This window comes from Roseibium sediminicola (genome assembly GCF_023156505.1).
GTDB classification, from domain to species: Bacteria; Pseudomonadota; Alphaproteobacteria; order Rhizobiales; family Stappiaceae; genus Roseibium; species Roseibium sediminicola.
In genome coordinates, this window is record NZ_JALNMJ010000007.1 from 1 (window position 1) to 24,821 (window position 24,821).

Consider the following 24,821-nt stretch of genomic DNA (forward strand, 5'->3'; position numbering starts at 1 on the left):
GAATTCGCCACGGGCGGCGAATATACCGGTGTGACCGCGTTTGCGGACGATCCGGATGTCACTGATGTCGTTTCCTACGAAATCACCGGTGGAGATGACCGTTTCGAGATCGACCCGGATACAGGTGAGATCACGGTCAAATCCGGCTCTTCGTTTGATGCCGAGACGGAAAGCTCTGCCGACGTCCAGGTGACGGCGACCTCGACCGACGGCTCAACGTCAGTTGGCACCTTCACCATTACTATCGGCGACGAGAATGAATTCCCGATCGGCCCGGTTGCCGACGACGACGCCGCCGTCAATCATGTTTCCGAGTTTGCGACCGGCGGCGAATATACCGGCGTGACCGCGTTCGCGGACGATCCGGACGTGACCGACGTTGTTTCCTATGAAATCACCGGCGGCGACGACCGTTTCGAGATCGACCCGGATACCGGAGAAATCACGGTGAAGGCGGGTTCCAGCTTCGATGCGGAGACGGAAAGCTCTGCCGATGTTGAAGTGACGGCGACGTCGACCGATGGTTCGACCTCCGTCGGCACGTTCACCATTTGCATCACCGACGAGAACGAGTTCCCGATCGGCCCCGTGACCGACAGCGACACAACGACCAATGCGGTCTCGGAATTTGCTACGGGCGGGGAATATTCCGGCGTGACCGCGTTCGCGGACGACCCGGACGTGACCGACGTGGTTTCGTATGAAATCACCGGCGGCGACGATCGCTTCGAGATCGATCCGGACACAGGTGTCATCACCGTGAAAGCCGGCTCGGCCTTCGACCACGAGACCGATGACAGCGTCGACGTCCAGGTCACCGCGACATCCACCGACGGCTCAACGTCGACCGGCACCTTCTCGATCGACATTACCGACGGCAACGAACCGCCGGATCTGGTGATCTGTCTGGAAGATGGCCAACTCATCATCAACGGCAGCTTCGAGACCTACGACGGGCCTCACGGCGGCGGTGCAGGCACCGGCTGGTACGAGAACCCGAATTCCATCGACGGCTGGACCTATAACAATGTCGATGTCCACGAAGCCGGTCACAACAATTTTGGTGCGACTGACGGTGGCCATCACCTGGATCTCGCCGCGCGGACCAATGGCTGGATCTCGCAGCAGATCGAAGGCCAGCTCGATGGTCAGGTCTATCAGCTGTCCTTCGACATGAAATCGCGCGGCAGCGAAGGCCAGAGCGTTGCGGAGGTCTACTGGAACGGCGAGCTGATCGATACCATTGATCCGGCAACAACCGGCGACGGCTGGCAGACCTTCACATTCAATGTGGTCGGCGGCTCCGGCGACGGTTCCAACACGCTGACCTTCGTTGAAATTGGCTCCGACAACAATGGCGGCACGCTGATCGACAGCGTCGCGATGGTGCCTGACAACCGCATCGCGGTGGTCGAGGAATTCTATGGTGCGGAAATCGCGCCGATGCAGGTCTTTGACCCGGATGTCGGCGACACCCACACCTTCTCCCTCTCCGACGACCGGTTCGAAGTCGTGGTGTCCGGCGACAAATACGTCCTGAAACTCAAGGACGACCAGGCCTTTGATTACGAAACCGAAACCCAGGTGACCGTGGATGTGACCGTGACCGATTCCGGCGGTCTGTCTGATACGGAAACCGTTGTCATTGATGTGCTCGACATCGACGAGAATGTCGGCCCCGTCGGTCCTGTCATCGACAGCGACAACACACTCAACAGCGTCGCCGAGAACGGTGCGGGCGGCGAATATGTCGGCATCACGGCCTTTGCCGAGGATCCCGACAGCGGCGACACGGTGACGTATTCGATCACGGACGACCGCTTCGAGATAGACCCGGATACTGGCGTGCTCACCGTCAAGGATGGTGTCAGCTTTGACTATGAAGCCATTCAGAGCGTCGATGTCGAAGTCACAGCGACCTCCAGCGATGGCTCTACCTCGACGGGAACGTTCACGGTTAACATCACCGATGTGAACGAGGCACCGGATCTGGACTTCGATCCGGAGCTTGGCCCGGGCACGTCCGTGACCCTGACCTTCGTCTCGGAACAGGCAGGCTACAGCAACTCGCTCGGCGTCTTCTACATGGATGGCAACGGCAATCCGATCGGTGGCGAGATTGTCTGGGTGAACCAGAACGAACTCACTCCGGGCGACACCGCGACCATCTACCTGGAGGGCGTGGAGGCCAGTGAAATCGGCTATTTCATCATTCCGGACGGTGCCGACTACAACACTCTGGCCAGTGGCGATGAGGTGACGTTCCAGAAGGACGGCGACGGCAACTGGCAGGCGGTTCTGAACGGCACGCCGCTGACCGGCAAGGACGGCAATGTGTTCTTCTCCGGAGACGGTTCGCTCAATCCGGATGGTTATGACTACACCGTGGAAAGCGGCATCAGGATCGGCTTTGAAGATCTGGCCGGCGGCGGCGACGAAGACTTCGACGACGTCGTATTCGACCAGACCAGCCAGGAAACCGATGCCCATGCGGCGGTTTATGAAGAGCAGTTCGGTGCCGAGGTCGGCGGCCTGTCCGTATTCGATCCGGATGTCGGCGACACGCACACGTTCACCGTTTCCGACGACCGCTTCGAAGTCGTCGAGCTGAACGGCGAATATGTCCTCAAGCTGAAAGACGATCAGAAACTCGACTACGAGACCGAGACCCAGGTCACCGTCGACGTGACGGTGACGGATGCCGGCGGTCTGTCGGATACGGAAACCATTGTCATCGACGTTCTGGATGTCGATGAGAACGACGGGCCGGTCGGTCCGGTAAGCGACACGGACAGCGACCAGAATTTCGTCCAGGAAAATTCCGGTGGCGGCACGGTGGTCGGCGTGACGGCCTTCGCGGAAGATCCGGATGCGGGCGACACGGTGACCTATTCGATCACCGACGACCGCTTCGAGATCGATCCAGACACCGGCGTGATCACGGTCGCGAACGGCGCGGTGATCGACCAGGAGACGACGCCGCATATCGATATCGAAGTCACGGCGACCTCGAGCGACGGCTCCACCTCGACCGGCACCTTCCGTGTCGAGATTGGCGATGAAAACGAGTTCAGCATCGGTCCGGTCACGGATATCGACGGCGACCGGAATTTCGTCCAGGAGAACTCAGCTGGTGGCACGGTGGTCGGTGTGACGGCGTTTGCGAGCGATCCGGATGCGGGCGACACGGTGACATACTCAATCACCGACGACCGCTTCGAGATCGACCCGGATACCGGCGTGATCACCGTTGCGGACGGTGCCGTCATCGACCATGAGGCAACGCCCTTTATCGACATCGAGGTCACGGCAACCTCGACGGACGGCTCGACCTCGAGCGGAGCCTTCCGGATCACGGTGGGCGACGAATGCGAGTTCAGCATCGGTCCGGTCACCGACATCGATGCCACCGGCAATTCCATCTCGGAAACCGCGACCGGCGGCGAGCTGGCCGGGATCACGGCCTTCGCAACCGATCCGGATGCGAGTGACACGGTTACCTATCAGCTCAGCGGCGACGGCCGGTTCGAGATCGATGAGACAACCGGCGTCATCAAGGTGGCGGACGGTGCCAGCTTCGACGCGGAAACGGAGCCGTCGATCGACCTCACGGTCACGGCGACCTCGACCGACGGATCGTCTTCAAGCGCGACCTTCACGGTCGATGTTGTCGACGGCAACGAGGCGCCAGACCTGATCGTGCACCTGGAAAACGGTGCCAGGCAGTTCGTGGTCAATGGCAGCTTCGAGATCTTCGACGGCCCGCATGGCGGCGGAACCGGTACCGGCTGGTACCAGAACCCGAATTCCATCGACGGCTGGACCTACAACAATGTCGACGTCCACGAAGCCGGTCACAATAATTACGGTGCGACGGACGGTGGCCATCACCTGGATCTGGCAGCACGGACCAATGGCTGGGCGTCACAGCAGATCGAAGGTCAGCTGGACGGCCAGGTCTATCATCTGTCCTTCGACATGAAATCGCGTGGCGGCGCAGGCCAAAGCGTTGCGGAAGTCTATTGGAACGGCGAGTTGATCGGCACGATCGATCCGGCAACCACGGGCTCCGGCTGGCAGACCTATGACTTCGACATTGTCGGCGGCTCCGGCGACGGCTCCAACACGCTGACCTTTGTCGAGATCGGCTCCGACAACAACGGCGGCGCGCTGATTGACAGCGTCTCGATCGTCTCCGACAACCGCACCGCGGTGGTCGAGGAGTTTTACGGCGCGGATATCGCACCGCTGTCGGTAATCGATCCGGATGTCGGCGATACCCACACCTTCACGGTCTCCGACGATCGCTTCGAGGTGGTGGTTTCCGGCGACAAGTATCTGCTGAAACTCAAGGACGACCAGGCCTTCGACTACGAAACGGAGACTCAGGTCACCGTCGAGGTCACGGCGACCGATCAGGGCGGCCTGTCCGACACCGAGATCGTGGTCATCGACGTCATCGACATCGACGACACCAACACGCCGATCGGTCCGATCACGGATACCGACGCCACAGCCAACATGGTCGTTGAAAACGCGGCCGGCGGCACGGTGGTCGGCATCACCGCCTTCGCGGATGATCCGGACGCCGGTGACACTGTGACCTATTCGATCAACGACGACCGGTTCGATATAGATCCGGACACTGGTGTGATCACGGTCGCGGACGGCGCCGTCATCGATTATGAGGCAAATTCTCATATCTACGTTGACGTCACGGCGACCTCGACGGACGGCTCTTCGACCTCGAAGACCTTCCGGATCGACATCGACGACGAAAACGAGTGCAGCATCGGTCCGGTGACCGACAGCGACAACACGCTCAACAGCGTTGCCGAGAACGGTGCAGGCGGCGAATATGTCGGCATTACGGCCTTCGCGGAGGATCCCGACAGCGGCGATACCGTGACCTATTCGATCACGGACGATCGCTTCGAGATCGATCCCGATACCGGTGTGCTCAGCGTCAAGGATGGTGTCAGCTTCGACTATGAAGCCATTCAGAGCGTTGATGTCGAGGTCACAGCGACTTCCAGCGATGGTTCCACCTCGACGGGCACGTTCACGGTCAACATCACCGATGTGAATGAGGCACCGGATCTGGACTTCGATCCGGAGCTTGGCCCGGGCACGTCCGTGACGCTGACCTTTGTCGAGGAACAGGCCGGTTACAGCAACTCGCTCGGCGTCTTCTATATGGATGGCAACGGCAATCCGATCGGCGGCGAGATCGTCTGGGTCAACCAGAACGACCTTACCCCGGGCGACACCGCGACCATTTACCTGGAGGGTGTGGAATCGGCTGAAATCGGATATTTCATCATTCCGGACGGCGCCGACTACAACGCGCTGGCCAGTGGCGACCAGGTGACATTCCAGAAGGACGGCAATGGCAACTGGCAGGCAGTGCACAATGGCACACCGCTCACCGGCAAGGATGCCAATGTGTTCTTCTCCGGCGACGGCGCGCTCAACCCGAACGGCTACGACTATACGGTCGAGAGCGGCATCAGGATCGGCTTTGAAGACATTGCCGGCGGCGGAGACGAGGACTTCGACGATGTGGTCTTCGACCAGACCACCCAGGAGACCGATGCGCATGCGGCGGTCTACGAGGAACAGCTCGGCGCCGAGGTCGGTACGCTCTCGGTGTTCGATCCGGATGTCGGCGACACGCATACCTTCACCGTCTCCGACGACCGCTTTGAGGTGGTCGCGCAGAATGGCGAATACGTGCTCAAGCTGAAGGACGATCAGGCCCTCGACTACGAGACCGAAACCCAGGTCACGGTAGATGTGTCGGTGACGGACGTCGGCGGCCTGTCGGATACGGAAACCATTGTCATCGATGTTCTTGATGTCGAGCCGGAAGACGGTCACTCACCGCCGGACTTGATTGTTGGTGATGCATGCAACGATCACAACTACATCAAGAACGGTTCGTTTGAGGTGTTTGAATCCTCGGGCAAGGAAAGTGGTTCCGGTGACGCCATTTGGTATGGCGACGCCGATGTAGCCTACTGGAAAACAAGCTACACCGACATTCACAGCTCAGGCTGGGAAGGTCTCGGGACCACCGATGGCGATCACCGTCTTGATCTCGCCAACGACAAGAAAAACGGCAAGGCCTACCAGAAGATCGAGGATCTGGAAGAAGGAGATACCTATACCTTGTCTGTCGACATCAGGCACCGCGGCGAAGACGGTGATGCCGCTGTCGAGATTTACTGGAGCGGTAAACTTATCGATACCGTTGTTCCTCTCGAGCAAGGAGAAGGTTGGCACACCTACACTTACCAGGTAGTTGCGAGTGACAAATACGACAAGCTCGAGTTCAAGGAAGTTGGCGAGAGCAATTACAAGGGTACGCAGATCGACAACGTTTGCCTGACGGATGCTGAAGGTATCCACGTGACGGAAAACGTGGCAGGCGCCCAAATTGTTGAGCTTTCCGTGGTTGATCCCGATGTAGGAGACACCCACACCTTCAGTCTGACGGACAATCGGTTCGAGGTTGTCGAAGACGGCGCGGGCTATGTTCTGAAACTGAAGGACGGCATTTCGCTGGACTACGAAACAGAGCAATCCGTCACGTTGGACGTGACTGTTACAGACAGCACGGGTCTTTCGGACACTGAAACTGTAACGATAAAGGTCATTGATGTGGAGCCGGAAGACCCGGTCAACAACAATGCGCCGATCGGTCCGGTGCGCGACACGGACACCGCTCAGAACCTGGTGGCTGCGACAGCGGCAGCAGGCATGGTGGTCGGTCTGACGGCGTTTGCCCAGGATGCGGATGCCGGCGATACGGTGACCTATGCCATCGATGACGATCGCTTCGACATCGATGAGGATACGGGCGTCGTCACAGTCGCGGATGGGGCAGCGCTGATCCAGGGCGAAACCATCAACGTCACCATCACGGCGACGTCGAGCGATGGTTCTGAGTCCAGCGCGGTCTTCCCGATCGAGGTCGAATCCTGCGGTACGGACAATTCGCCGCCGGATCTGATTGTCGGTGCAGCGATCTACGAGCCGCCCAAGTCCGGTGGTCACTACGACGATCATCACGATGATCACCATGGCCATCACCACGACGGAAAGAAAGGAAGGCATGACCATGACGATGATGATGTCAAACCGCATGGTCATACCGACGACGAGGGTGGTTACTTCGTACCGGAAAACGAGGCCGGGGTGGAGCTTGTGCAGCTGTCCGTCGTCGATCCGGATGTCGGTGATACCCACACCTTCACGGTGTCCGACGAGCGGTTCGAGGTTGTCTCCGACGGCGACAATTACCTGCTGAAACTGAAAGACGACGCCGCGGTCGATTACGAAACCGAGCAGAGCATCACCCTGGACGTCACGGCGACGGACAGTGGCGGTCTCTCCGATACGGAGACGATCACGCTGGATGTCTTGGATGCGGATGAAAATGCCATTTGCGAAACCGGAACCCGCGGTGGCGACACGATCGTCGGTGGCGATTTCGGCGACGCGATCTATGGCCTCGGCGGAAACGACATTCTGCTTGGACAGGGTGGCAATGACAGTCTCCACGGCGGATCCGGCGACGATATCATTCGCGGCGGCACCGGCGACGACCTGATGGTTGGCGGAGACGGATCGGACCTGTTCACCTATATGCTCGGCGATGGCCACGATTCGGTCTATGGCGGTGCAGGCGGCAACTGGATCGACATTGTCGACCTGGCCAACGCACCGGACGGAACGGCACTCGGCGACTATGGAACCGACTGGTCGATCACCATGACCGAAGGATCGATCGAAGAAGTGAATGCCCTTGGCGGCGAGATCACCCTGTCGCAGGATGCCGGCGGTTATATCGAGCTTGCCGATGGCGGCCGGATCGATTTCTCCGACCTGGAAGGCATTCAGTACTAACCGGCTCGCCGGCAACACAAAAAAAAGGGCGGGTCCGACTGGGCCCGCCTTTTTTGTTGCCTTGGGGGCGTTACTGGATCGGGGGCAGAGGCTGGGTGTCGATCACCACGACGGGCTCTCCGACCGGTTCCGACGTTGCCACCTCGATCACGCCGGACTGGAACGGATCGTTTTCGGTCGGCCCGAGGCGCAGGTCCCAGGTGTTGAATTCCGGCATGATGCGCGGAATCGGGTCCGGACGTTCCTCGACAATCGAGAAATGTTGCGGGGCAAGGCGGCCAACATTGGCCAGAAGGAAAAAGTCGGCGATACGGGCATCATAGCGGGCACGGACATAATCGACCTGGCTGAGCAGCAGCTCGCGTTCCCCGTCCAGGACATCCAGAAGAGAGCGCTGGCCGCTGTCGAATTCCACCTGCAGGCCCTTGACCGCGCGGCGGTTGGCGTCGATGGCGCGCTGGCCGGCCTTGGCGCGCAGGCGCGAGGCGGCCCGTTGTTTCATCGCCCGGATCACGTTTTCCTTGATGATCTGCTGCGTGTCGTCCAGCTCGTATTCCGTTTGCGAGGCGGTGTATTTGGCGCGCTTGACCGAGGCGATGTTGCGCCCGCCGGTAAAGATCGGAGCGGTAACCCGGACACCGAAGCGGAAATCCTCTTCATCTCGGTTGCCGAGATTGCCGCGATAGCCGTTTTCCCATTCGCTTTCGAGGGTCACGCGCGGCAGCATGTCGCCGACCGCGGCGCGGGCCGCGTAGCGGGCGGCGCGGGCGTCATTGGTCGCCGCCCGGATGGACGGGTTGTTCTGATAGGCGACGGAGATGGCGTCGTCGAGGCCGGCGGGCTCTATCGATTTGGGGATCCCCGGCCAGCCGAGCTTGCCGGGTTTTTGTCCGGTCAGGCGCTCATAAAGCGCCTCGGAAGCTTCCAGGTCGCCCACCGCCTGGTCCTTGTTGCCTTGTGCTTCCGCCAGACGGGCCAGGGCCTGTTCGATGTCGGTGCGGGTGGCGTCACCCGATTTGTAGCGCGCGCGTGCGGCTTTGACTTCGCGATGCACCACGTTGGTGTAGTCTTTCAGGCGCGCAAGAATGCCCCGGTCGCGGACCACGCGGAGATAGGCATCGGCCGTGTTGAACAGCAGGGTCTGTTCGACACCGATCAACTGATTGCGGCCGGAATTCGCTTCTTCATGAGCCTGGTTCAGCCGGTTGACCCCGGCAAAGCCCTGGAACACGGTCTGGGACATGGAAATGCCGAGCTCGTGGAAGAAGGCGCGGTCGCTTGTGCCGCTGCGTGTCTTGAAGGCGTTGTGCTCGCCGAGATAGTTCCCGGTCACCGTGGGCAGAAACTCCGATCTTGCCGTCCAGATGCCCTGGTTGGTTGCCTGGTATTTCGACCGTTCCGCCTTGAGGCCCGGATTGATGGCGTAGGCTGCCGCCATGGCCTCTTCAAGGGACGTCGCGGATGCAGGCACACTGGCAATGCTCAAACTGATCAACGAGGCACCCGCCAGGAGCCTGGCAAGGCCGGTCCGGGCGATGTGCATCAGTTTGGTTGTGGCAAAGAAGGTTGTCATTGCAGCACCTGTTTGTTGTCTGCTCTTACGGTAAATTTTTATAGTTAATCAAAGGTAAGTTGATGGCAGGTTTTATGGTTAATATTTGTTAGTAATTACCAAGCGGAAGTTTGCGTTTTACTCGAATTGTGCGTTTACTGGTATTAATTACAAGGTGTAAAACTACAATGCGTCAAGACGTGCTCGTGGGGCTGTCAGCTTCCGGTCTGTTGTAAACCGGCCTGGTTCTTTTTTATCTGTGACGGCAGAAGATGTTTGCCGAACAGGAAACCCTGAACCTGCAGACAACCGGCCTCCTGCAGGAATTGCAGCTGCCGGTCCGTCTCGACACCTTCCGCGATGACCGGTATGCCGAAACTGTGGCCAAGAAGAATGGCCGAGCGCAGGATGGCCCTTGCATGCGGGTTGGTTTCCAGGGACTGCGTGAAGGCCCGGTCGACCTTGATCTTGTCAAAGGGGAAAGCCTGGAGCGTGTTCAGCGAAGAATAGCCCTTGCCGAAATCATCCATGGCCACCCGTACCCCCATCTTGTGCAGGGACTGGATGGTCTCGTGCACCCGTTCGTGGTCCTCGATCGGTGTCGATTCGGTGAGTTCGATCTCAAGCCGATCGGCTGGCAGACCGGTTTTGATGAGAACAGTGGACACCAGGCCGGCGAAATCGCTGCGCGAAAACTGCAGCGGCGAGGCGTTCACGGCCAGGGTCAGTGGTTCCGCCCATGTGGCGGCTTCGACGCAGGCCGCCTCCAGAACCCAGTTGCCGATGTCGAGAATGATGCCGGATCTTTCCGCGATCGGGATGAAATCCTCCGGGGCAATCGGTCCCTTTTCCGCATGCCGCCAGCGAACCAGGGCTTCGTAACCGATCAGATCGCCGGTCCTGGCGAGATTTTGTTTTTGGAAGACCAGGCTCAGCTGGTTCTCCAGTGCGGCGTTGCGCAGGTCGGAGGCCAGACTGGCTTCCCAGCGGTTGGATTCCTCCATGCCGGTCACATAAGGCTGGATGAGATTGCCGCCGATGGATTTTGCCTGTTTTGCCGCGAGATTGGCACGTTGCACGAGCTTGGTCAGGTCGCTACCGTCCCTGGGGAACACTGCCAGGCCGATGCTGGAGCGGATGGAGAGGCGGTAGGAGCGCCATTGGATCGGCCGGCGGGCAAGAGACCGGACCAGCCGCGCGAATTCGACCGCTTCGTCGATCGAGTCGAGCGCGGGATTGATGACCAGGAATTCATCGCCGTAGAAGCGGCAGATCAGAACCTTGTCGTTGAGATTGTATTTCAGCGTTTCCGCCATGCTGCACAGAACCGTGTCGCCGACCTCGTATCCATGCAGGTCGTTGATGGCTTTGAACTGATCGAGGCTGATCAGGACGACGGCGCAGGCCTTGCGCTCGTGATCCGCCGATTTCAAAAGATCCGCGGCGACTTTCTGCACATAGTGCCGGTTGGGCAAGTGAGTCAGCGAATCCTGAAGCGACAAATGCTGATAGGCCCGGCGGGCCGATTCCTTTTTGTGTTTTTCGAGCCGGACGCCCGATGCGGCAAAGGCAGTGGTCAGGCCGAAGATCGTCAGGGCAATCGCAATCATCTGGCCTTCGGACAACAGGCCGGCATTAGGCTGACGGCTGAAGTGTCCGGCGGCGTCGTCTGGCATGGCGGTAGACAGGTGCAAAGTGAGCACCGACAGAAACAAAAACAGTGTCGCGCTGACGGTCGCGCGCCGTGATCTGAGCTGCGGTACGAAGCTGAGCGCAATGGCGCCGAGGCACGCGCTTAACAGCAGCGACCAGAGGCTCACGGTGCTGAAAGATCCCGCCAGGCCCGCGCGCTCGTGCGCAGCCGATGTGATCGCGCCCATTGCGGCGACTGTCAGACCGAAAAGGACACCGCCGAATTCAGGCGCGAGCCGGATGTTGCGCCTTGTTGACAGGGAAAAGCCCGCCAGGACACCGGCAAAGGCCACTGCGAGCGCGAGCAGCGCGGTCAGGAGCTGAAAGCTTTCATTGACGGCGGAAACGCGAGCCCCGAGCGCGACAAGATGCGCCGCCCAAATGGCACTGGACCCGACCATGGCGGACCAGACAAGCCAGATGAACCGTGTTGCACTGGCATCACGGTAAGCTTTTGACAAAAGAGAAAGAGAAAACGCGCTTCCGCCCAGGCACAGTGTGGCTGCGAGCACAAGAAGGGCAAAGTTATGCTCAGTAGTCAGACTTGCCGCAACTCGTTCCATAAAAGCCCCCGCCAACGGATGCTTCTATTAGAGCGTAAAAACCATAACAAACAGTATTTCTCCGGAATGGTTTGGTGATTGTTCTTGGGGGTGCTCAGTATTGTAGTTAATGCGCATGCTCGAAGTAAGCAATCAAGCTTGAGCACTGTTATTTTTTACCCTGCTGGTAAATAATTCTATGTCGGTTCCACTGTCATGCCGAACGCGCAGCTCCCGGTTCGATGATTCCCAGGTCATAGAGAGCCGCGAATCCGTTCATGCCACATGAATCACCAAAGGCAACTGGTCTCAATCAGCCCAGCGCTCCGCAAGCGGGGGCGCTGCCGATTTGAGTTGCGGCACCGTCATTTTTGACAATATTTTTTTCAACAGGCGGTAGAGTGATTTTTGCTGAAAAATCAAGGGGCAAGCGCTTCGTTTTCGCGATTTGCAGCCTATATGTGCCGTTGAGGAAGGCATTTTGATAAAATTCTAAAGATTTTTTTATCGATACGGCATTTAATTTGCCTTCAAAACAGGTCGGCCGCGCCGGGAGGGATCCTTCCGGTGCTCGAAAAACAGGTGCCGACCTCGCTAAATAGCGTGCGGGACAATGCAATTTGCACATTCACACATCAGGAGACTGGGTGCATCCCGCGATGTCATCGAAAGCCAAATCCACACGTGTCGACAACGCTTATGAGCGCTTGAAATCTGAAATCCTGAAGGGCGACCTTCCGCCCGGGTTTCAGGCGCCGGAGCCGGATATTGCCAACCGGCTGGGTATGAGCCGGACGCCTGTGCGCGAAGCGCTGATCCGCCTTGAAGCCGATGGGCTGGTCGGGCTTGTGCCGCGGCGTGGCGCCAAGGTGTTGCCCATGTCGCGCAAGGACATCTGTGAGATCTATCAGATCCTGTCGGCCCTGGAAGCGCTTGCTGCGCGTTCGGCGGCGACCAAGCGCGGCGGTGACGCGGTCGATGGTGTTCGGGAGCTGCTGGACCGCGCGGATGAGGCGCTGGACAAATGCGATATCGAAGCCTGGGCCGTGTTCGACGACCGTTTTCACAGATGGGTTGCCAGCGTCAGCGGCAATGCCCGCCTCGAGGCCGAAGTTGCCGGTTTTCTGGATCAGGCCTACCGGGCGAGCAACGTTTTGCTGCGCCTCAACAAGGCGCCGGCCTCCAATGCCGCGGATCACCGCCGTCTTGTTGACGCCATTGAAGCCGGTGACGGGGATGCTGCTGCGGAAATTGCGAGGGTGCACCGCTTGACCGGCCTGACGCGGATGAAGGCGGTGCTCGAAAGCTGCGGTCTGTCGCACGTCTAGATGTGGAGCCTCAACAGGGACCCGGACAACCTATTGAGGCTCCACATCTAGGTCTCGTTCTTAAGCCGGGGCCGGCCCCGTGGACTGGCCGATGATCAGTTCCGCATCGAGATGCAGGGATGTCGGCTCGGCTGCCGGGTTGGCGATCATGTTGAGCAGCAGCTCCGCCGCCTTTTGTCCCGCATAGCGTACGGAAGAGCGGGTGCAGGTGAAAATCGGCACTTCGCCGCTGTTGGGTAAAAACGACAGCGCGTCGTCATGGGTGATGATCGAGACGTCCTTGCCGGTCCTGAGGCCGCACTGGCCGACAGCCCTTGCGACGCCGATCGCCGAAATCATGGAAGAGACCAGGAAGGCGGTTGGCGGCGTGTCGCGCCGGAGCATTTCCATGGCGCTGTCGCAGCCATAGGGTTCGGTCATGTCGGCGCAGCGCATCAGCTCCGGGTCGGGCGCTAGTCCACGGGCGGCGAGCGCTTCCTCGAACCCTTTGCGCCGCCGGCGGGCAAAGTCCATATGTTCCAGCCCGTTCAGGAGAGCGATGCGCGTGTGGCCCAGATCCAGCAGCAGGTTGGTCGCCCGCTCGAACGCCCGGCGATTGTTCATGTCGATCCAGGACGTTTCGCTCTCGGCGCCCGGAATGCGGCCGTGCACCACAAAGGGCAGTTTCAGTTCCTTCAAGAGCTTGTGCCGGTGCTCGTCATTGGCCGGTCCGTGAATGATTACGCCGTCGGCCTTCTTGCGCGACGAGATCTGCCGGTAGGCGTCTTCCTCATGATCGTCATCGACCACGGAGATGATCATGTCATAGCCATGGTTGGAGTAGGTTTCGCCGGCCCCGGCGATGAACTCCAGGAAGATCGGGTTCATCATCTCGTGAATGGACCGCGGTATGACATGGCCGATTGCCATGGCGCGGCCGGTCGCCAGACGGCGGGCCTGGCTGTTGGGGGCGTAGCCGAGTTTTTCGGCCATCTCGCTGACGCGGCGGCGGGTTTCCTCGCTGACCTCGGGGTAGCCGTTCAGCGCCCGGCTGACGGTTGTCTGCGACAGGTTCAGCCGTTGCGACAGTTCTTTCAGGTTCACACCGTTGCTCATTCTGCCCAAAACGCTTTGAAAGCGTCCCTCCCAACAGGCTGTTATTGAAACGCAACAATAATTGGCGAGTTGCGTGCTTGACAAGACCGAAGCCTGACGACATGGTTAGGGCGAAATCCAAAGCGGTTTGGATGACCGGTTCCGGTAGAATTGCAGATTGCAGCCCTGGGGTGGGTATTGCTGCCGGACAGCGAGTTGTGCCACTTTAGATGGAGTGTCCCAGCATAGGGACAATCTGGGAGGATAGACATGAAATCACGTTTGATGGCCTGTGCCGCTGGTTTGGCGCTGGGCGTCGGCTTCAGCATGAGCACCGCTCTTGCGGCCGACCTGAAATTCGCTCCGGGCGAAGGCCCGTTCAACTGGGACAGCTACAACAGCTGGGCGGAAAGCGCGCCCGACCTCAAGGGTCAGACCGTGACCATTGCCGGTCCGTGGCTGCAGCCGGAAGACGGCTATTTCCGCAATGTCCTCGCCTATTTTTCCGAAGCCACCGGCGCGGAAGTGATCTACACCGGGTCCGATTCCTTCGAACAGCAGATCGTCATTGACGCCGAAGCCGGCGCGGCGCCGAACATCGCCGTGTTCCCGCAGCCGGGCCTGGCATCGGACATGGCCGCGCGCGGCCTGCTGCAGCCGCTGCCCGACGGCATGGCCGACTGGGTTGCCAACAATTACGGCGCCGGCGACAGCTGGGTCGATCTCGGTACCTATAAGGACAAGGACGGCAACGACCAGCTGTTCGGTTTCTTCTACAACGTCAACGTCAAGAGCCTGGTCTGGTACGTGCCGGAAAACTTCGAGGATGCCGGTTACGAAGTGCCGGCCACCATGGAAGACCTGAAGGCACTCACCGAGCAGATCGTGGCCGATGGCGAAACGCCTTGGTGTATTGGTCTCGGATCGGGCGCCGCCACCGGTTGGCCGGCAACCGACTGGGTCGAAGACCTGATGCTGCGCACGCAGCCGGCCGACGTCTATGACCAGTGGACCAAGAACGAGATCCCGTTCGACGATCCGCGCGTTGTCGCGGCGATCGAGGAATTCGGCTGGTTCGCACGCGACGATGCCAAGGTGGCCGGCGGTGCCGGCGCGGTGGCCTCGACCGACTTCCGCGACAGCCCGAAAGGCCTGTTCTCCTCGCCGCCGCAATGCTACCTGCACCGCCAGGCGTCCTTCGTCCCGGCCTTCTTCCCGGACGGCGTGGAATTCGGCACGGATGTCGACTTCTTCTACTTCCCGGCCTATGCCGAGAAGGATCTTGGCAGCCCGGTCCTGGGCGGCGGCACACTGATGGCGATCACCAACCCGTCCGACGCGACCAACGAGTTGATGAAGTTCTTCGAACTGCCGATCGCGCATGAAGTGATGATGGCGCAGACCGGCTTCCTGACACCGCACAAGGGTGTCAACCCGCAGGCCTACAAGGACGACACGCTGCGCGGTCAGGGCGAGATCCTCGTCAATGCCAGCACCTTCCGCTTCGACGGTTCCGACCTGATGCCGGGCGGCGTCGGTGCAGGCACCTTCTGGACCGGCATGGTCGACTACACCGGCGGCAAGGACGCCAAGGCAGTCGCCAGCGAGATCCAGAAAAGCTGGGACGCGCTTAAATAAGTTCCTCCAGGCGGCCGGGCTCCTTCGGGAGACCGGCCGTTTTTCTGAAGGACCGACGCACGCGTCCAAGACCAAAAATACGTCCAAATCAAAGTTCCTCGAAATAAGGGCGCGCCCGGCCTACGGACGGCCTGATAATCAATCGGGAGGGAACGGTCATGCTTACGGACAACCCGGCCTTATTGGGGCTTGTGACCATCGTTATCGGCGTTGGCGCCTGCCTCGGGTATTTCTTCTTTTCAAATGTCGTCCTGGACAAGGTGATCTTTCCGGCCACCGGTCCGAACGCGGGACGGAACATCAACCGCGCCAACATGGTGCGCCCGTGGCTGTTCCTGTTTCCGGCGATCTTCGCGCTGTCGCTTTATCTCGCCTATCCGGTGGTCGAGACCCTGCGCCTGTCGCTGACCGACCGGTCGCTGGACGGCGCCTTTGTCGGCTTCGAGAACTACCGCAAGATGATGGCGGAATCGAAGTTCTGGGAAGCCGTGCGCAACAACATGCTCTGGCTGATTGTCGTGCCGGCGGCCTCCACCGCCTTCGGGCTTCTGGTGGCGCAGCTGACCGACCGGATCAGGTGGGGCAACCTGGCCAAATCCCTGATCTTCATGCCGATGGCGATTTCATTCGTCGGCGCATCGGTGATCTTCAAGCTGATCTATGACACCCGCCCGGCGGACCAGAATCAGATCGGCGTCTTGAATGCGGTCTGGCTGAAATTCGACGGCGGCATCGGCTCGGTGCTGATGCTGCAGGTGCTGCCGACGTTGATGTATCTGGCCTTTGCCGCCATCGTTGCGTATGTCGCCTGGCTGTTCGTCAAGGATATCGTTGCCAAGGGGCAGGACCGCTCGGTCTGGCTTTTGCCGCTGCGCCTGCTTGTCGGCGTCGCGGGCGTCTGGCTGGTCTGGCTTTCCGTCAGTTCGGCGGTCGGCGTCTGGATCACCGAGCTGCCCTATGGCGAACCGCAGACCTGGCTGACCCTGTCCTTCTGGAACAACTTCTTCCTGATGGTCGTGCTGATCTGGATCCAGACAGGCTTTGCCATGGTGATCCTGTCGGCTGCCCTGCGCGGCATTCCGGAGGAAACCATCGAGGCGGCGATCATCGACGGGGCCAATCCGTTCCAGATCTTCTTCAAGATCAAGGTGCCGCAGATCATGGGCACGATCGTGGTCGTCTGGACGACAATCACGCTGACCGTGCTCAAGGTGTTCGACATCGTCTTTGCCATGACCAACGGCCAGTGGGAAACCCAGGTCCTGGCCAACTACATGTACGACAAGCTCTTCCGCGCCAATGACTGGGGCATCGGGTCCGCCAGCGCGATCGTCATCATGCTGCTGGTGACGCCGATCCTGGTCTGGAACGTCTACAACGCCCGGAAGGAGATGAAATAATGGCCAGCATCGCAGGCAAGAAGTCCGGGCTCACCTGGGCCGTTCACATCTCCGTCGCGGCCTTGGTGCTGCTGTGGCTGTTTCCAACCGTCGGCCTGTTCGTGTCGTCGTTCCGCTCCGCCGACCAGATCTCCAGCTCGGGCTGGTGGGCGGCGCTGTTCCCCTCGGAACAGAACGAGGTCTACCGCACCGCCGACCCCGGCGATAAGCGGGTGGCCGATGGCGACATATTCGTGGTCACCGGCAATATCTTCGAAGGAGCGCCGCGCGACATCAAGGCCTGGGGCGTGTCCTCGCGCGATGTCGCCGCCTATCAGCCTGGCGAGACCGCCGAACTAAAGGACGGCGAAAGCGTGACCTTGCAGCCGGACGGCAACTATGTCTGGCGCGGCAATGACAAACAGATCTCCGGCCGCGGCCAGCGCATTTTCATCACCGCGACCGTGCCTCCGGAATTCTCGCTGGAAAACTACACGACCATCCTGTTTTCCGGCTCCGGCCAGGACAACATGGCCAAGGCGTTCTTCAACACGCTGACCGTGACCATCCCGGCGACGATCATCCCGATCGTGATCGCGGCCTTTGCCGCCTATGCACTGGCCTGGATGGAATTTCCGGGGCGGGCGCTTCTGATCGCCGCCGTGGTCGCGCTCCTGGTGGTGCCGCTGCAACTGGCGCTGATCCCGCTCCTTCGGCTGCATCTGGGCATCGGCATCGGCAAGGGCTATCTCGGCGTCTGGCTGGCCCATACGGCCTTCGGCATGCCGCTCGCGATCTACCTGCTTCGAAACTACATGGTCGGCCTGCCACGGGACATCATCGAAAACGCCAAGGTCGACGGGGCGACGGATTTCCAGATCTTCACGAGGATCATCCTGCCGCTCAGTTTCCCGGCGCTGGCATCCTTCGCGATCTTCCAGTTCCTGTGGACCTGGAACGACCTGCTTGTGGCCAAGGTGTTCCTGATCGATGCCACCGGCTCGACCACCGTCATGACCAACCAGATCGTGGAGCTGCTCGGAACACGCGGCGGCAACTGGGAAATCCTGGCAACGGCCGCCTTCGTCTCGATCGCGGTGCCGCTCGCCGTGTTCTTCCTGATGCAACGCTATCTGGTGCGCGGGCTACTCGCGGGATCGGTCAAATAACATGAACAAGATCAAAAATTGGGAGCAGCCGGCATGACGTCCCTGTCCTTGAAAAATGTCAGCAAGTCCTACGGGACCGTCGAAGTTCTGCGCGATATCAACCTGGACATCGAGCAAGGCGAGCTGATCGTCTTCGTCGGGCCTTCGGGCTGCGGAAAATCGACCCTTCTGCGCATGATCGCCGGTCTTGAAAAGATCACCGGCGGCGAGCTTGAAATCGACGGCATGGTGGTCAACGACGTGCCGCCGGCGCAGCGCGGCATCGCCATGGTGTTCCAGTCCTATGCGCTTTATCCGCATATGACGGTCTACGACAACATGGCCTTCGCGCTGAAGCTCGCGGGCAAATCCAGGGACGAGATCGACAAGGCGGTGCGCGCCGCCGCCGACCGACTGCAGCTCGGTCCTTATCTTGACCGGCTGCCGAAGGCGCTTTCCGGGGGGCAGCGCCAGCGTGTCGCCATTGGCCGCTCGATTGTCCGCGATCCGAAAGTGTTCCTGTTCGACGAACCGCTCTCCAACCTCGACGCGGCCTTGCGTGTTGCCACCCGGATCGAGATTGCGCAGCTGAAAGAGAGCATGCCGGAAAGCACGATGATCTACGTCACCCACGACCAGGTGGAGGCGATGACGCTCGCCAGCCGCATCGTAGTGCTGCATGGCGGCGACGTGGAACAGTTCGGCGCACCACTGGAGCTCTATGAACGCCCGGCCAACACGTTCGTTGCCCAGTTCATCGGTTCTCCGGCGATGAACCTTCTGGAAGCCAAGGTCAGTGCCACGGGTAGCCAGACCTCGGTCGTCATGTCCGATGGTGGTCACGCGGATGTGCCTATCGCTTCCGTCGACAGCGACAAGGACAAGACGGTCAAGCTCGGCGTACGACCTGAGGACCTTACGGTCACGGACAGCGACGACTATCTGGTGTCCGCCAATGTCGATATCGTGGAAGCGCTCGGCGAGACGACGGTGCTCTATTTCATGGCCCAGAACGGCGATCCGGGCCTGATCGCAAAGCTGCCGGGCATTCACCAGATCAGCCGGGGCACTACTGTCCGCCTGACGGCCGCGGCGGAAAAGCTGCATCTGTTCGACGGCAACGGGAAATCGTTCCTGTACCGGTGAAGGGAGCGTCGCGTTTGGTCCTGAGACCTATTTGCTTTCGGGGGTCATGGGATAGGTGAGACCCCACCCTTGGCGATGGTCCACATCTTTGTGAGACCCCCACCCCTAACCCCTCCCCACAAGGGGGAGGGGGATCAGGCCCTGCCAAGTCCTGCACTTTTTCCGTGGACAAGGGACACGGATCCTGCCGCTTGTTCGTAGGTACGCTATCGGCGTCTCCCTCCCCCTTGTGGGTAGGGAACAAGGGTGGGGGTGTACAGCCTCGTCGACATTTCGACCGTCGAAGGTGTCCACCATGTCTCCGAACACCCGTCCACTTTGTCCCAGGTCTATCCAAAGGGCAGGGATTAGACGTGGGGTTTCTCGCGCCATTGCCGGATACACATTGACGGCGTGAAAATCAGTGCTGGTGCCCGGCGTGGCTATGCTGCGTGGCGTTTTCGGCTTCGACCTGGACTGTCATGTCGAGATGGCCGACGTCGAATTCCAGTTCGATCTTAAAGCTGTCGCCTTTTTCAAAGTCCTGTTTCAGACCGGTGAGGCGCAGGGCGAGACCGTTGGGGGCAAGGACCAGTTCCTTGCCCGGCTTGACCGGCATGACGGGCAGCGCGACATAGTCCGCTTCGCCGTTCTTCAGCTGGAAACCAACCAACTCGACAGTGTCGGCAATCTCTGTCTCGGCGCCGAGAAACTTCACGTCCTTGTCCGAGCCGTTGTTGATCTCGACAAACAGCAGCGCTTCTTTTTCGGACGTCGCCCGGATCCAGGCATGCAGGGCGGTAACCCCATGAGCGCTGGCCGTGTGATCCGTGTGCTCATCATCGTGGCCGTCTTTGTCGTAACGTTCCTCGTGTGTGTGTTCTTCCGATGTTTTTTGTGTGTCGGAAGCCCAGGCAGGCTGGGCGAACAGAAACAGGGCGGACAGGAAAAGAACAGCAGCACGCATGGGGCACCTATGTGTGAGAGGATCAGGCGCGCAGATCTGTAATGATATTACGTGACATCGCCATGAAGGCGGGCAGAAGCGCCAGCAGGACCGTCAGGCTGACGAATCCCGCGATCAGATGGAATTCGGGCCAGTCGAGCGTCGCCCGGACCAGAATGTCGGTGCGCGCCGTGACCACGTCCGAGATGACGCGCACGGCGATCCAGCCAATCGCAAGACCTGTCAGGGATCCGGCGACGATCAGGGTGGCGGCATAGGTCCAGACCACGGCAAAGACAAAACGTCCGGGTGCGCCGAGGGCGCGCAGCAATGCCAGGCGCCGGGCAAACAGGCGCGCCAGCACGATCAGGCCCGTGAGCACGCCTGCGGTGACCAGAACCTGGGTGAGGATGGCCATCACTGACATCACCTGGCGGACATCGCCCATCAGGGAATGCAGCTGGGCGAGCACGGCGCCGGGGAAGAAGGCCATCATGTCGTCTCGGGTGAAGTCCGAGCGCAAAGCATAATTCGCCCAGAGCGCCTCGGCGCGCACCAGAACGGCCGGGGTCCCGGGAAAGAAGTCCGGGTCGAAAGGCGGACCGATCTGGCTGCTGCGGTCCGGGGCGTGGCCGTTGACGAGGCCATGGACTTCCCAGACGACTTCGACCGGCACCAGAATGGCCCGGTCCCAGGGGCTGCCGGTCGGCGGCATCCTGCCGACAATGGTGAGCTCCGTACCGGCATGGGCGTCTTCTTCCGCTGCATCTCCGACACCATGGGCCGGTTCGAACTGTGCGCCGAGCGCCAGATCCACGGACGAACCGGCCACGGCTTCGCCGCTGACGGCGAACAGCCTTCCTTCCGCGAGGCCGCCGGACAGATGGCGGATGAACTCTGCCGTGGTGCCGACGACGGGAGAGTCGCGATAGCTGTCGCCGAAGGCGATCGGCGCCGCCAGGTCGACGCTTTCATGGGTGGCGATGTCATTGAAAGCCTCGCCGCTCAGCAACGGGACGTCGCTCGGCTGCAGATAGACGGCGGCGAACATCATGGTGATCTCGCTGCCGGGCGCGGCGACGATCAGGTCGAACTTGTCGGCGGCGCGGGCCGTGCCTTTCCGAAGGCCCCGTTCCTGGGCAATCAGGCCGACGCCGATGCCGACGGAGACGGCGATCAATAGCACGAAGGTCAGATTGGTCCAGCGAAAGCGCCACAGCAGGGCGCCGACCAGCGCCTGCGGACGGAAGCCCCACAGGACGACCATGCCGACCAGAAAAGTCGGCAGGAGCAGCAGGGCAAGCCAAAGGCTGTCCTGGGCCAGCGGCGACAGCGATTGCCAGTTATTCGTGATGAGATCAGGCAAGGGCAGCCTCGCTCAAGAGGCGGCCGTCGGCGATATCGATGACCCGGTCCATCTGCTCCAGCAGGTGCAGGTCATGGCTTACGGCGATCAGGGTCTTTTGCTCCGAGCGGGTCAGGTCAATGAGATCCGCGATCAGGGCATTCGCGGTGTCCCGGTCAAGGCTGGCTGTCGGTTCGTCCGCCAGGATGATGGCCGGATCATGGGCGAGGGCACGGGCAATCGCTGTGCGCTGGCGTTCGCCGCCTGAAAAACTGTCGACCGTGCGCCTGTCCTTTGGAACGCGCAGCCTCTCCAGGAAGCCTTCGGCGGTCTTGCGGATCGAACGGCGTTTGTCTGCGCCGTTGAAGGCGGTCGCCAGGGTGGCGTTGCCGAGGGCACTGAGTTCCTCGAACAGGAGGAAATCCTGAAAGATCATGCCGATGGTTTCGCGGCGAAAACGTGCACGGGCGCCGTCGCCCAGGTGGGCGAGATCGGTTCCGCCCCAGTCAATTTTGCCGGACATCGTGGATTGCAGGCCTGCAAGCGCATAAAGGAAGGTTGATTTGCCTGCACCTGAGGGACCGCGCAGGCCGATGACATCGCCGGGGGCGGCGGAGAATGTCGGGCAGGTCAACAGCAGGCGGCCGTTCGGGGCGCGAACCGACAGGCTCTCAACGTGGAGGGGCAGGGACATGTGGTTGGTCACGCCAGTCCATAAACAGCATCAACAAGGCGTACCCGGCTGACGAAGCCGGTGTCCGGGTCCTTTAAGGTGCCGAGTTCAAGAATGCCGCTCGTCTCGATTTTCCGGTTGAAGGAAATCACTTCCACGGTGCGTTTGGTGTAGATCGCGAGAATGTCCTCGGGCCACTCCGCTTCGGTTTCGCAGAACGGACAGACGGCCATGGGTTTCTTGGTCAGCACGAAAAAACTGATCTCCGCCTTCAGCGGCGGTGCCATGAAGCCATCAACGGCGATACGGTGGCCTGCCAGGGACTTGGCAAGCTCGGAAAAACTCCTGTCCTTGTTGTAAAGCTCGCGCAGTTTGAGCGGGCCATCGGCGGCCTTGGCAGTGCTGGTCAGGCTGAAGCCTGTCGTAAGGCCGAGGCCGAGCCCGGAGAAAAGTAATTGCCTGCGGTCCATGGTTCTGTCCAGGTTGGTGACGGTTTCATCCGGTAACTGAATAGCGCTGCCAGATGACAGAAAAGAGAAGGGCCCACTCGAGAGCAGGCCCTTCAACCCAAGGCGCGAACGCTGCTTATTCAGCGGTCGCGGCGTGGTGCATGACGTGGAAGACGAAGTTCTGTTCCACGGTACCGTTCAACAGGTGGGCGAACGGGCCTTTGGCATAGATCGCAACGTCTTCACCGGAGTGGGTTTCGGAGGACATCGGGATCAGGGCCTGCTGGACATAGTCCAGGTCGGTGGCTTCTTCCTGGGTCAGGGCCGGGCGGGTGCCGGTCCAGTCCTGGTCTTCGGTCAGGATAGAGCCGGACCCGTTCAGATACCCAACCGTGGTGTAGGGCTTGTTGTCGGCAGCCGTGTTCGGCTCGTCCAGCGCCTCGATGCCGGCCGGGTTGATCTTCATGGACAGGCCCAGAATGTCGGAGCCGCGGCCCGCATAACCCTGGAACGCGATCGCATGTTCGTGGTCGGCGGTGACGATGATCAGGGTGTCTTCGTCATTGGTCAGCTCGTCGGCCTTGGCGACGGCTTCGGCGAAGGCGACACCGTCGCGCACGACGCGGGCCAGGTTGCCGTCGTGGTTGGCGTGGTCGACGCGGCCTGCTTCAACGGTCAGGAAAAAGCCTTGCTCGTTGTTCTGCAACGCCTTGATGGCAGCTTCGGTCATCTCGGCGAGGCTCGGCTCACCGGTGCGGTCGGCTTCGTACTTCATGTGCGAGGATTCGAACAGACCGACCAGCGGAGTGCCGTCCAGCTTGGCTGCCTCGAACGATGCGTCGTCAAAGACGTATTGTACGCCAGCAGCTTTTGCCTCTTCGATGAGGTTCTTGCCGTCTGTACGCTTGCCACCCTTGCCTTCTTCGTCGGTGACATCGGTCGGGATGAAGTGGCGGCGGCCGCCCCCGAGAGCAACGTCAACGCGGCCGGCTTTGACGGCCTCGATCATCTGGGTGGCGATGTCCGGGACCTGGCAACCTTCCGGCAGCTTGCTGTTGTCTTCGAAATTTCGGTCAGCGGAATGCGCGTAGGCCGAAGCCGGGGTCGCGTGGGTCAGACGAGCGGTGGAGATGACGCCGACGGCCTTGCCCATCGCCGTGTAGATTTCAGCGGCATTGGCAACAGTCGCGCCTTCGACCTGCGAGCAGTCACCGCGGTTCAGCGTTTCGTCGACGCCGATCACGCCGGCCTTGGTTTTGACGCCGGAATGCATGGCGGTGCCCGTACCGGCCGAATCCGGTGTCTGGGCGTTGACGTTGTAGGTCTTGGCCAATGCCAGGTGCGGAAACGTCTCGTGATGCAGGACGTGTTCGTCGCCGTAATTGCCGTTCTGCTGGCCGTCGAACAGGCGGGTGGCGTAGTTGGTGCCGACGCCGTTGCCGTCCGCGATCAGGATGATCACGTTCTTGGCCTTGTTGGTGTTCGGCTGGACGGCGGCTTTTGCTTCGAGCTGAGCCTGGGCGGCGGTGAACCAGTCGTTGTCCTGCTGCGGCAGGGCGTCCTGGGCAAAGGCGACGGAGCCGGTCAGGGCGAGCGCCAGCGTGGAACTAATGATCGTTTTCATGACATCTCCCGAGAGTGTGGGGGGAACCCGGGAGTTACTTAAGAATCGTGGATGACAAATGATTGACAGTTAGATGACGAAGTGTATTTGTAATTATATTACATAACGCTAGCGATCTTGTCTTTTATGTGCCGGCAAAATTTCTGGCCATGACTGTAGTTGCTGAACATCAGTCCTTTTTGAAATTACCCGACTAATCATTCGCCCCGGACTTCTCCTGGAAACCGGTATTTCCGGACGAAAAAGAAAATTGCTGCGCCTCTGGCGTGTATGCGACTGATGGCGGACTGCCACCTCCTTTCCGCAAACTGTCATATCATTTTCATATGAGCGTCGAATAAGGTTCATATGAAAATGATTTAACCGGGCTTCGAAGTCAGGCTTTTTCGAGTCAA

15 protein-coding genes are annotated in these 24,821 nt (G+C 60.3%); 6 read left to right on the forward strand and 9 right to left on the reverse strand.

Annotation, left to right across the window (positions count from 1 at the left end; genetic code table 11):
• Positions 1 to 30: 30 nt before the first annotated feature.
• Positions 31 to 7,911: a cadherin domain-containing protein gene (locus M0H32_RS11575; RefSeq protein ID WP_248154061.1), complete on the forward strand. Its 7,881-nt coding sequence runs from the start codon at positions 31 to 33 to the stop codon at positions 7,909 to 7,911.
• Positions 7,912 to 7,981: 70 nt separating this feature from the next.
• Here the strand turns inward: M0H32_RS11575 and M0H32_RS11580 are convergent, their stop codons facing one another.
• From M0H32_RS11580 to M0H32_RS11590, 3 genes are all read right to left on the reverse strand, one after another.
• Complete coding sequence (locus M0H32_RS11580; protein WP_248154063.1) at positions 7,982 to 9,484, reverse strand: TolC family outer membrane protein; 1,503 nt, start codon at positions 9,482 to 9,484, stop codon at positions 7,982 to 7,984.
• Between the two features lie 194 nt (positions 9,485 to 9,678).
• The gene (locus M0H32_RS11585; protein ID WP_248154065.1) at positions 9,679 to 11,556 is read right to left on the reverse strand and encodes a putative bifunctional diguanylate cyclase/phosphodiesterase; all 1,878 of its coding nucleotides are present in this window, start codon (positions 11,554 to 11,556) and stop codon (positions 9,679 to 9,681) included.
• A gap of 454 nt (positions 11,557 to 12,010) precedes the next feature.
• Positions 12,011 to 12,325: a hypothetical protein gene (locus M0H32_RS11590; protein WP_248154067.1), complete on the reverse strand. Its 315-nt coding sequence runs from the start codon at positions 12,323 to 12,325 to the stop codon at positions 12,011 to 12,013.
• A 31-nt stretch (positions 12,326 to 12,356) separates the two neighbouring features.
• Here M0H32_RS11590 and M0H32_RS11595 point away from each other — a divergent pair, with 31 nt between their 5' ends.
• The gene (locus M0H32_RS11595; RefSeq protein ID WP_248154069.1) at positions 12,357 to 13,025 is read left to right on the forward strand and encodes a GntR family transcriptional regulator; all 669 of its coding nucleotides are present in this window, start codon (positions 12,357 to 12,359) and stop codon (positions 13,023 to 13,025) included.
• A gap of 60 nt (positions 13,026 to 13,085) precedes the next feature.
• On the opposite strand, the gene M0H32_RS11600 is transcribed toward M0H32_RS11595, so the two are convergent.
• Positions 13,086 to 14,108 carry a LacI family DNA-binding transcriptional regulator gene (locus tag M0H32_RS11600; RefSeq protein WP_248154071.1) on the reverse strand — a complete coding sequence of 341 codons (1,023 nt, stop codon included), beginning with the start codon at positions 14,106 to 14,108 and terminating at the stop codon, positions 13,086 to 13,088.
• 261 nt (positions 14,109 to 14,369) lie between these two features.
• Between M0H32_RS11600 and M0H32_RS11605 the strand changes: the two genes are divergently transcribed.
• From M0H32_RS11605 to M0H32_RS11620, 4 genes are all read left to right on the forward strand, one after another.
• Positions 14,370 to 15,737: an ABC transporter substrate-binding protein gene (locus M0H32_RS11605; RefSeq protein ID WP_248154073.1), complete on the forward strand. Its 1,368-nt coding sequence runs from the start codon at positions 14,370 to 14,372 to the stop codon at positions 15,735 to 15,737.
• 158 nt (positions 15,738 to 15,895) lie between these two features.
• On the forward strand, positions 15,896 to 17,137 hold the full coding sequence (locus M0H32_RS11610; protein ID WP_248154074.1) for a carbohydrate ABC transporter permease: 1,242 nt from the start codon (positions 15,896 to 15,898) through the stop codon (positions 17,135 to 17,137).
• The gene (locus M0H32_RS11615) at positions 17,137 to 18,285 is read left to right on the forward strand and encodes a carbohydrate ABC transporter permease (protein ID WP_248154076.1); all 1,149 of its coding nucleotides are present in this window, start codon (positions 17,137 to 17,139) and stop codon (positions 18,283 to 18,285) included. Before M0H32_RS11610 ends, M0H32_RS11615 begins: the two co-directional genes overlap by 1 nt.
• A gap of 33 nt (positions 18,286 to 18,318) precedes the next feature.
• Complete coding sequence (locus tag M0H32_RS11620) at positions 18,319 to 19,410, forward strand: ABC transporter ATP-binding protein (RefSeq protein ID WP_248154077.1); 1,092 nt, start codon at positions 18,319 to 18,321, stop codon at positions 19,408 to 19,410.
• Between the two features lie 400 nt (positions 19,411 to 19,810).
• Here the strand turns inward: M0H32_RS11620 and M0H32_RS11625 are convergent, their stop codons facing one another.
• From M0H32_RS11625 to M0H32_RS11645, 5 genes are all read right to left on the reverse strand, one after another.
• Entirely contained in the window at positions 19,811 to 20,356 is a 546-nt protein-coding gene (locus M0H32_RS11625) for a copper chaperone PCu(A)C (RefSeq protein WP_248154079.1), read from the reverse strand.
• Between the two features lie 22 nt (positions 20,357 to 20,378).
• Entirely contained in the window at positions 20,379 to 21,701 is a 1,323-nt protein-coding gene (locus tag M0H32_RS11630; protein WP_248154081.1) for an ABC transporter permease family protein, read from the reverse strand.
• Positions 21,694 to 22,374 (reverse strand): ABC transporter ATP-binding protein, encoded by a 681-nt coding sequence (locus M0H32_RS11635; RefSeq protein WP_248154083.1) that lies wholly within the window; start codon positions 22,372 to 22,374, stop codon positions 21,694 to 21,696. The genes M0H32_RS11630 and M0H32_RS11635 overlap by 8 nt, the downstream gene beginning before the upstream one ends.
• A gap of 8 nt (positions 22,375 to 22,382) precedes the next feature.
• Positions 22,383 to 22,823 carry a hypothetical protein gene (locus tag M0H32_RS11640; RefSeq protein WP_248154084.1) on the reverse strand — a complete coding sequence of 147 codons (441 nt, stop codon included), beginning with the start codon at positions 22,821 to 22,823 and terminating at the stop codon, positions 22,383 to 22,385.
• A gap of 115 nt (positions 22,824 to 22,938) precedes the next feature.
• Positions 22,939 to 24,426, reverse strand: coding sequence for an alkaline phosphatase (locus M0H32_RS11645; protein WP_248154086.1), 1,488 nt, complete (start codon positions 24,424 to 24,426; stop codon positions 22,939 to 22,941).
• Positions 24,427 to 24,821: the final 395 nt, after the last annotated feature.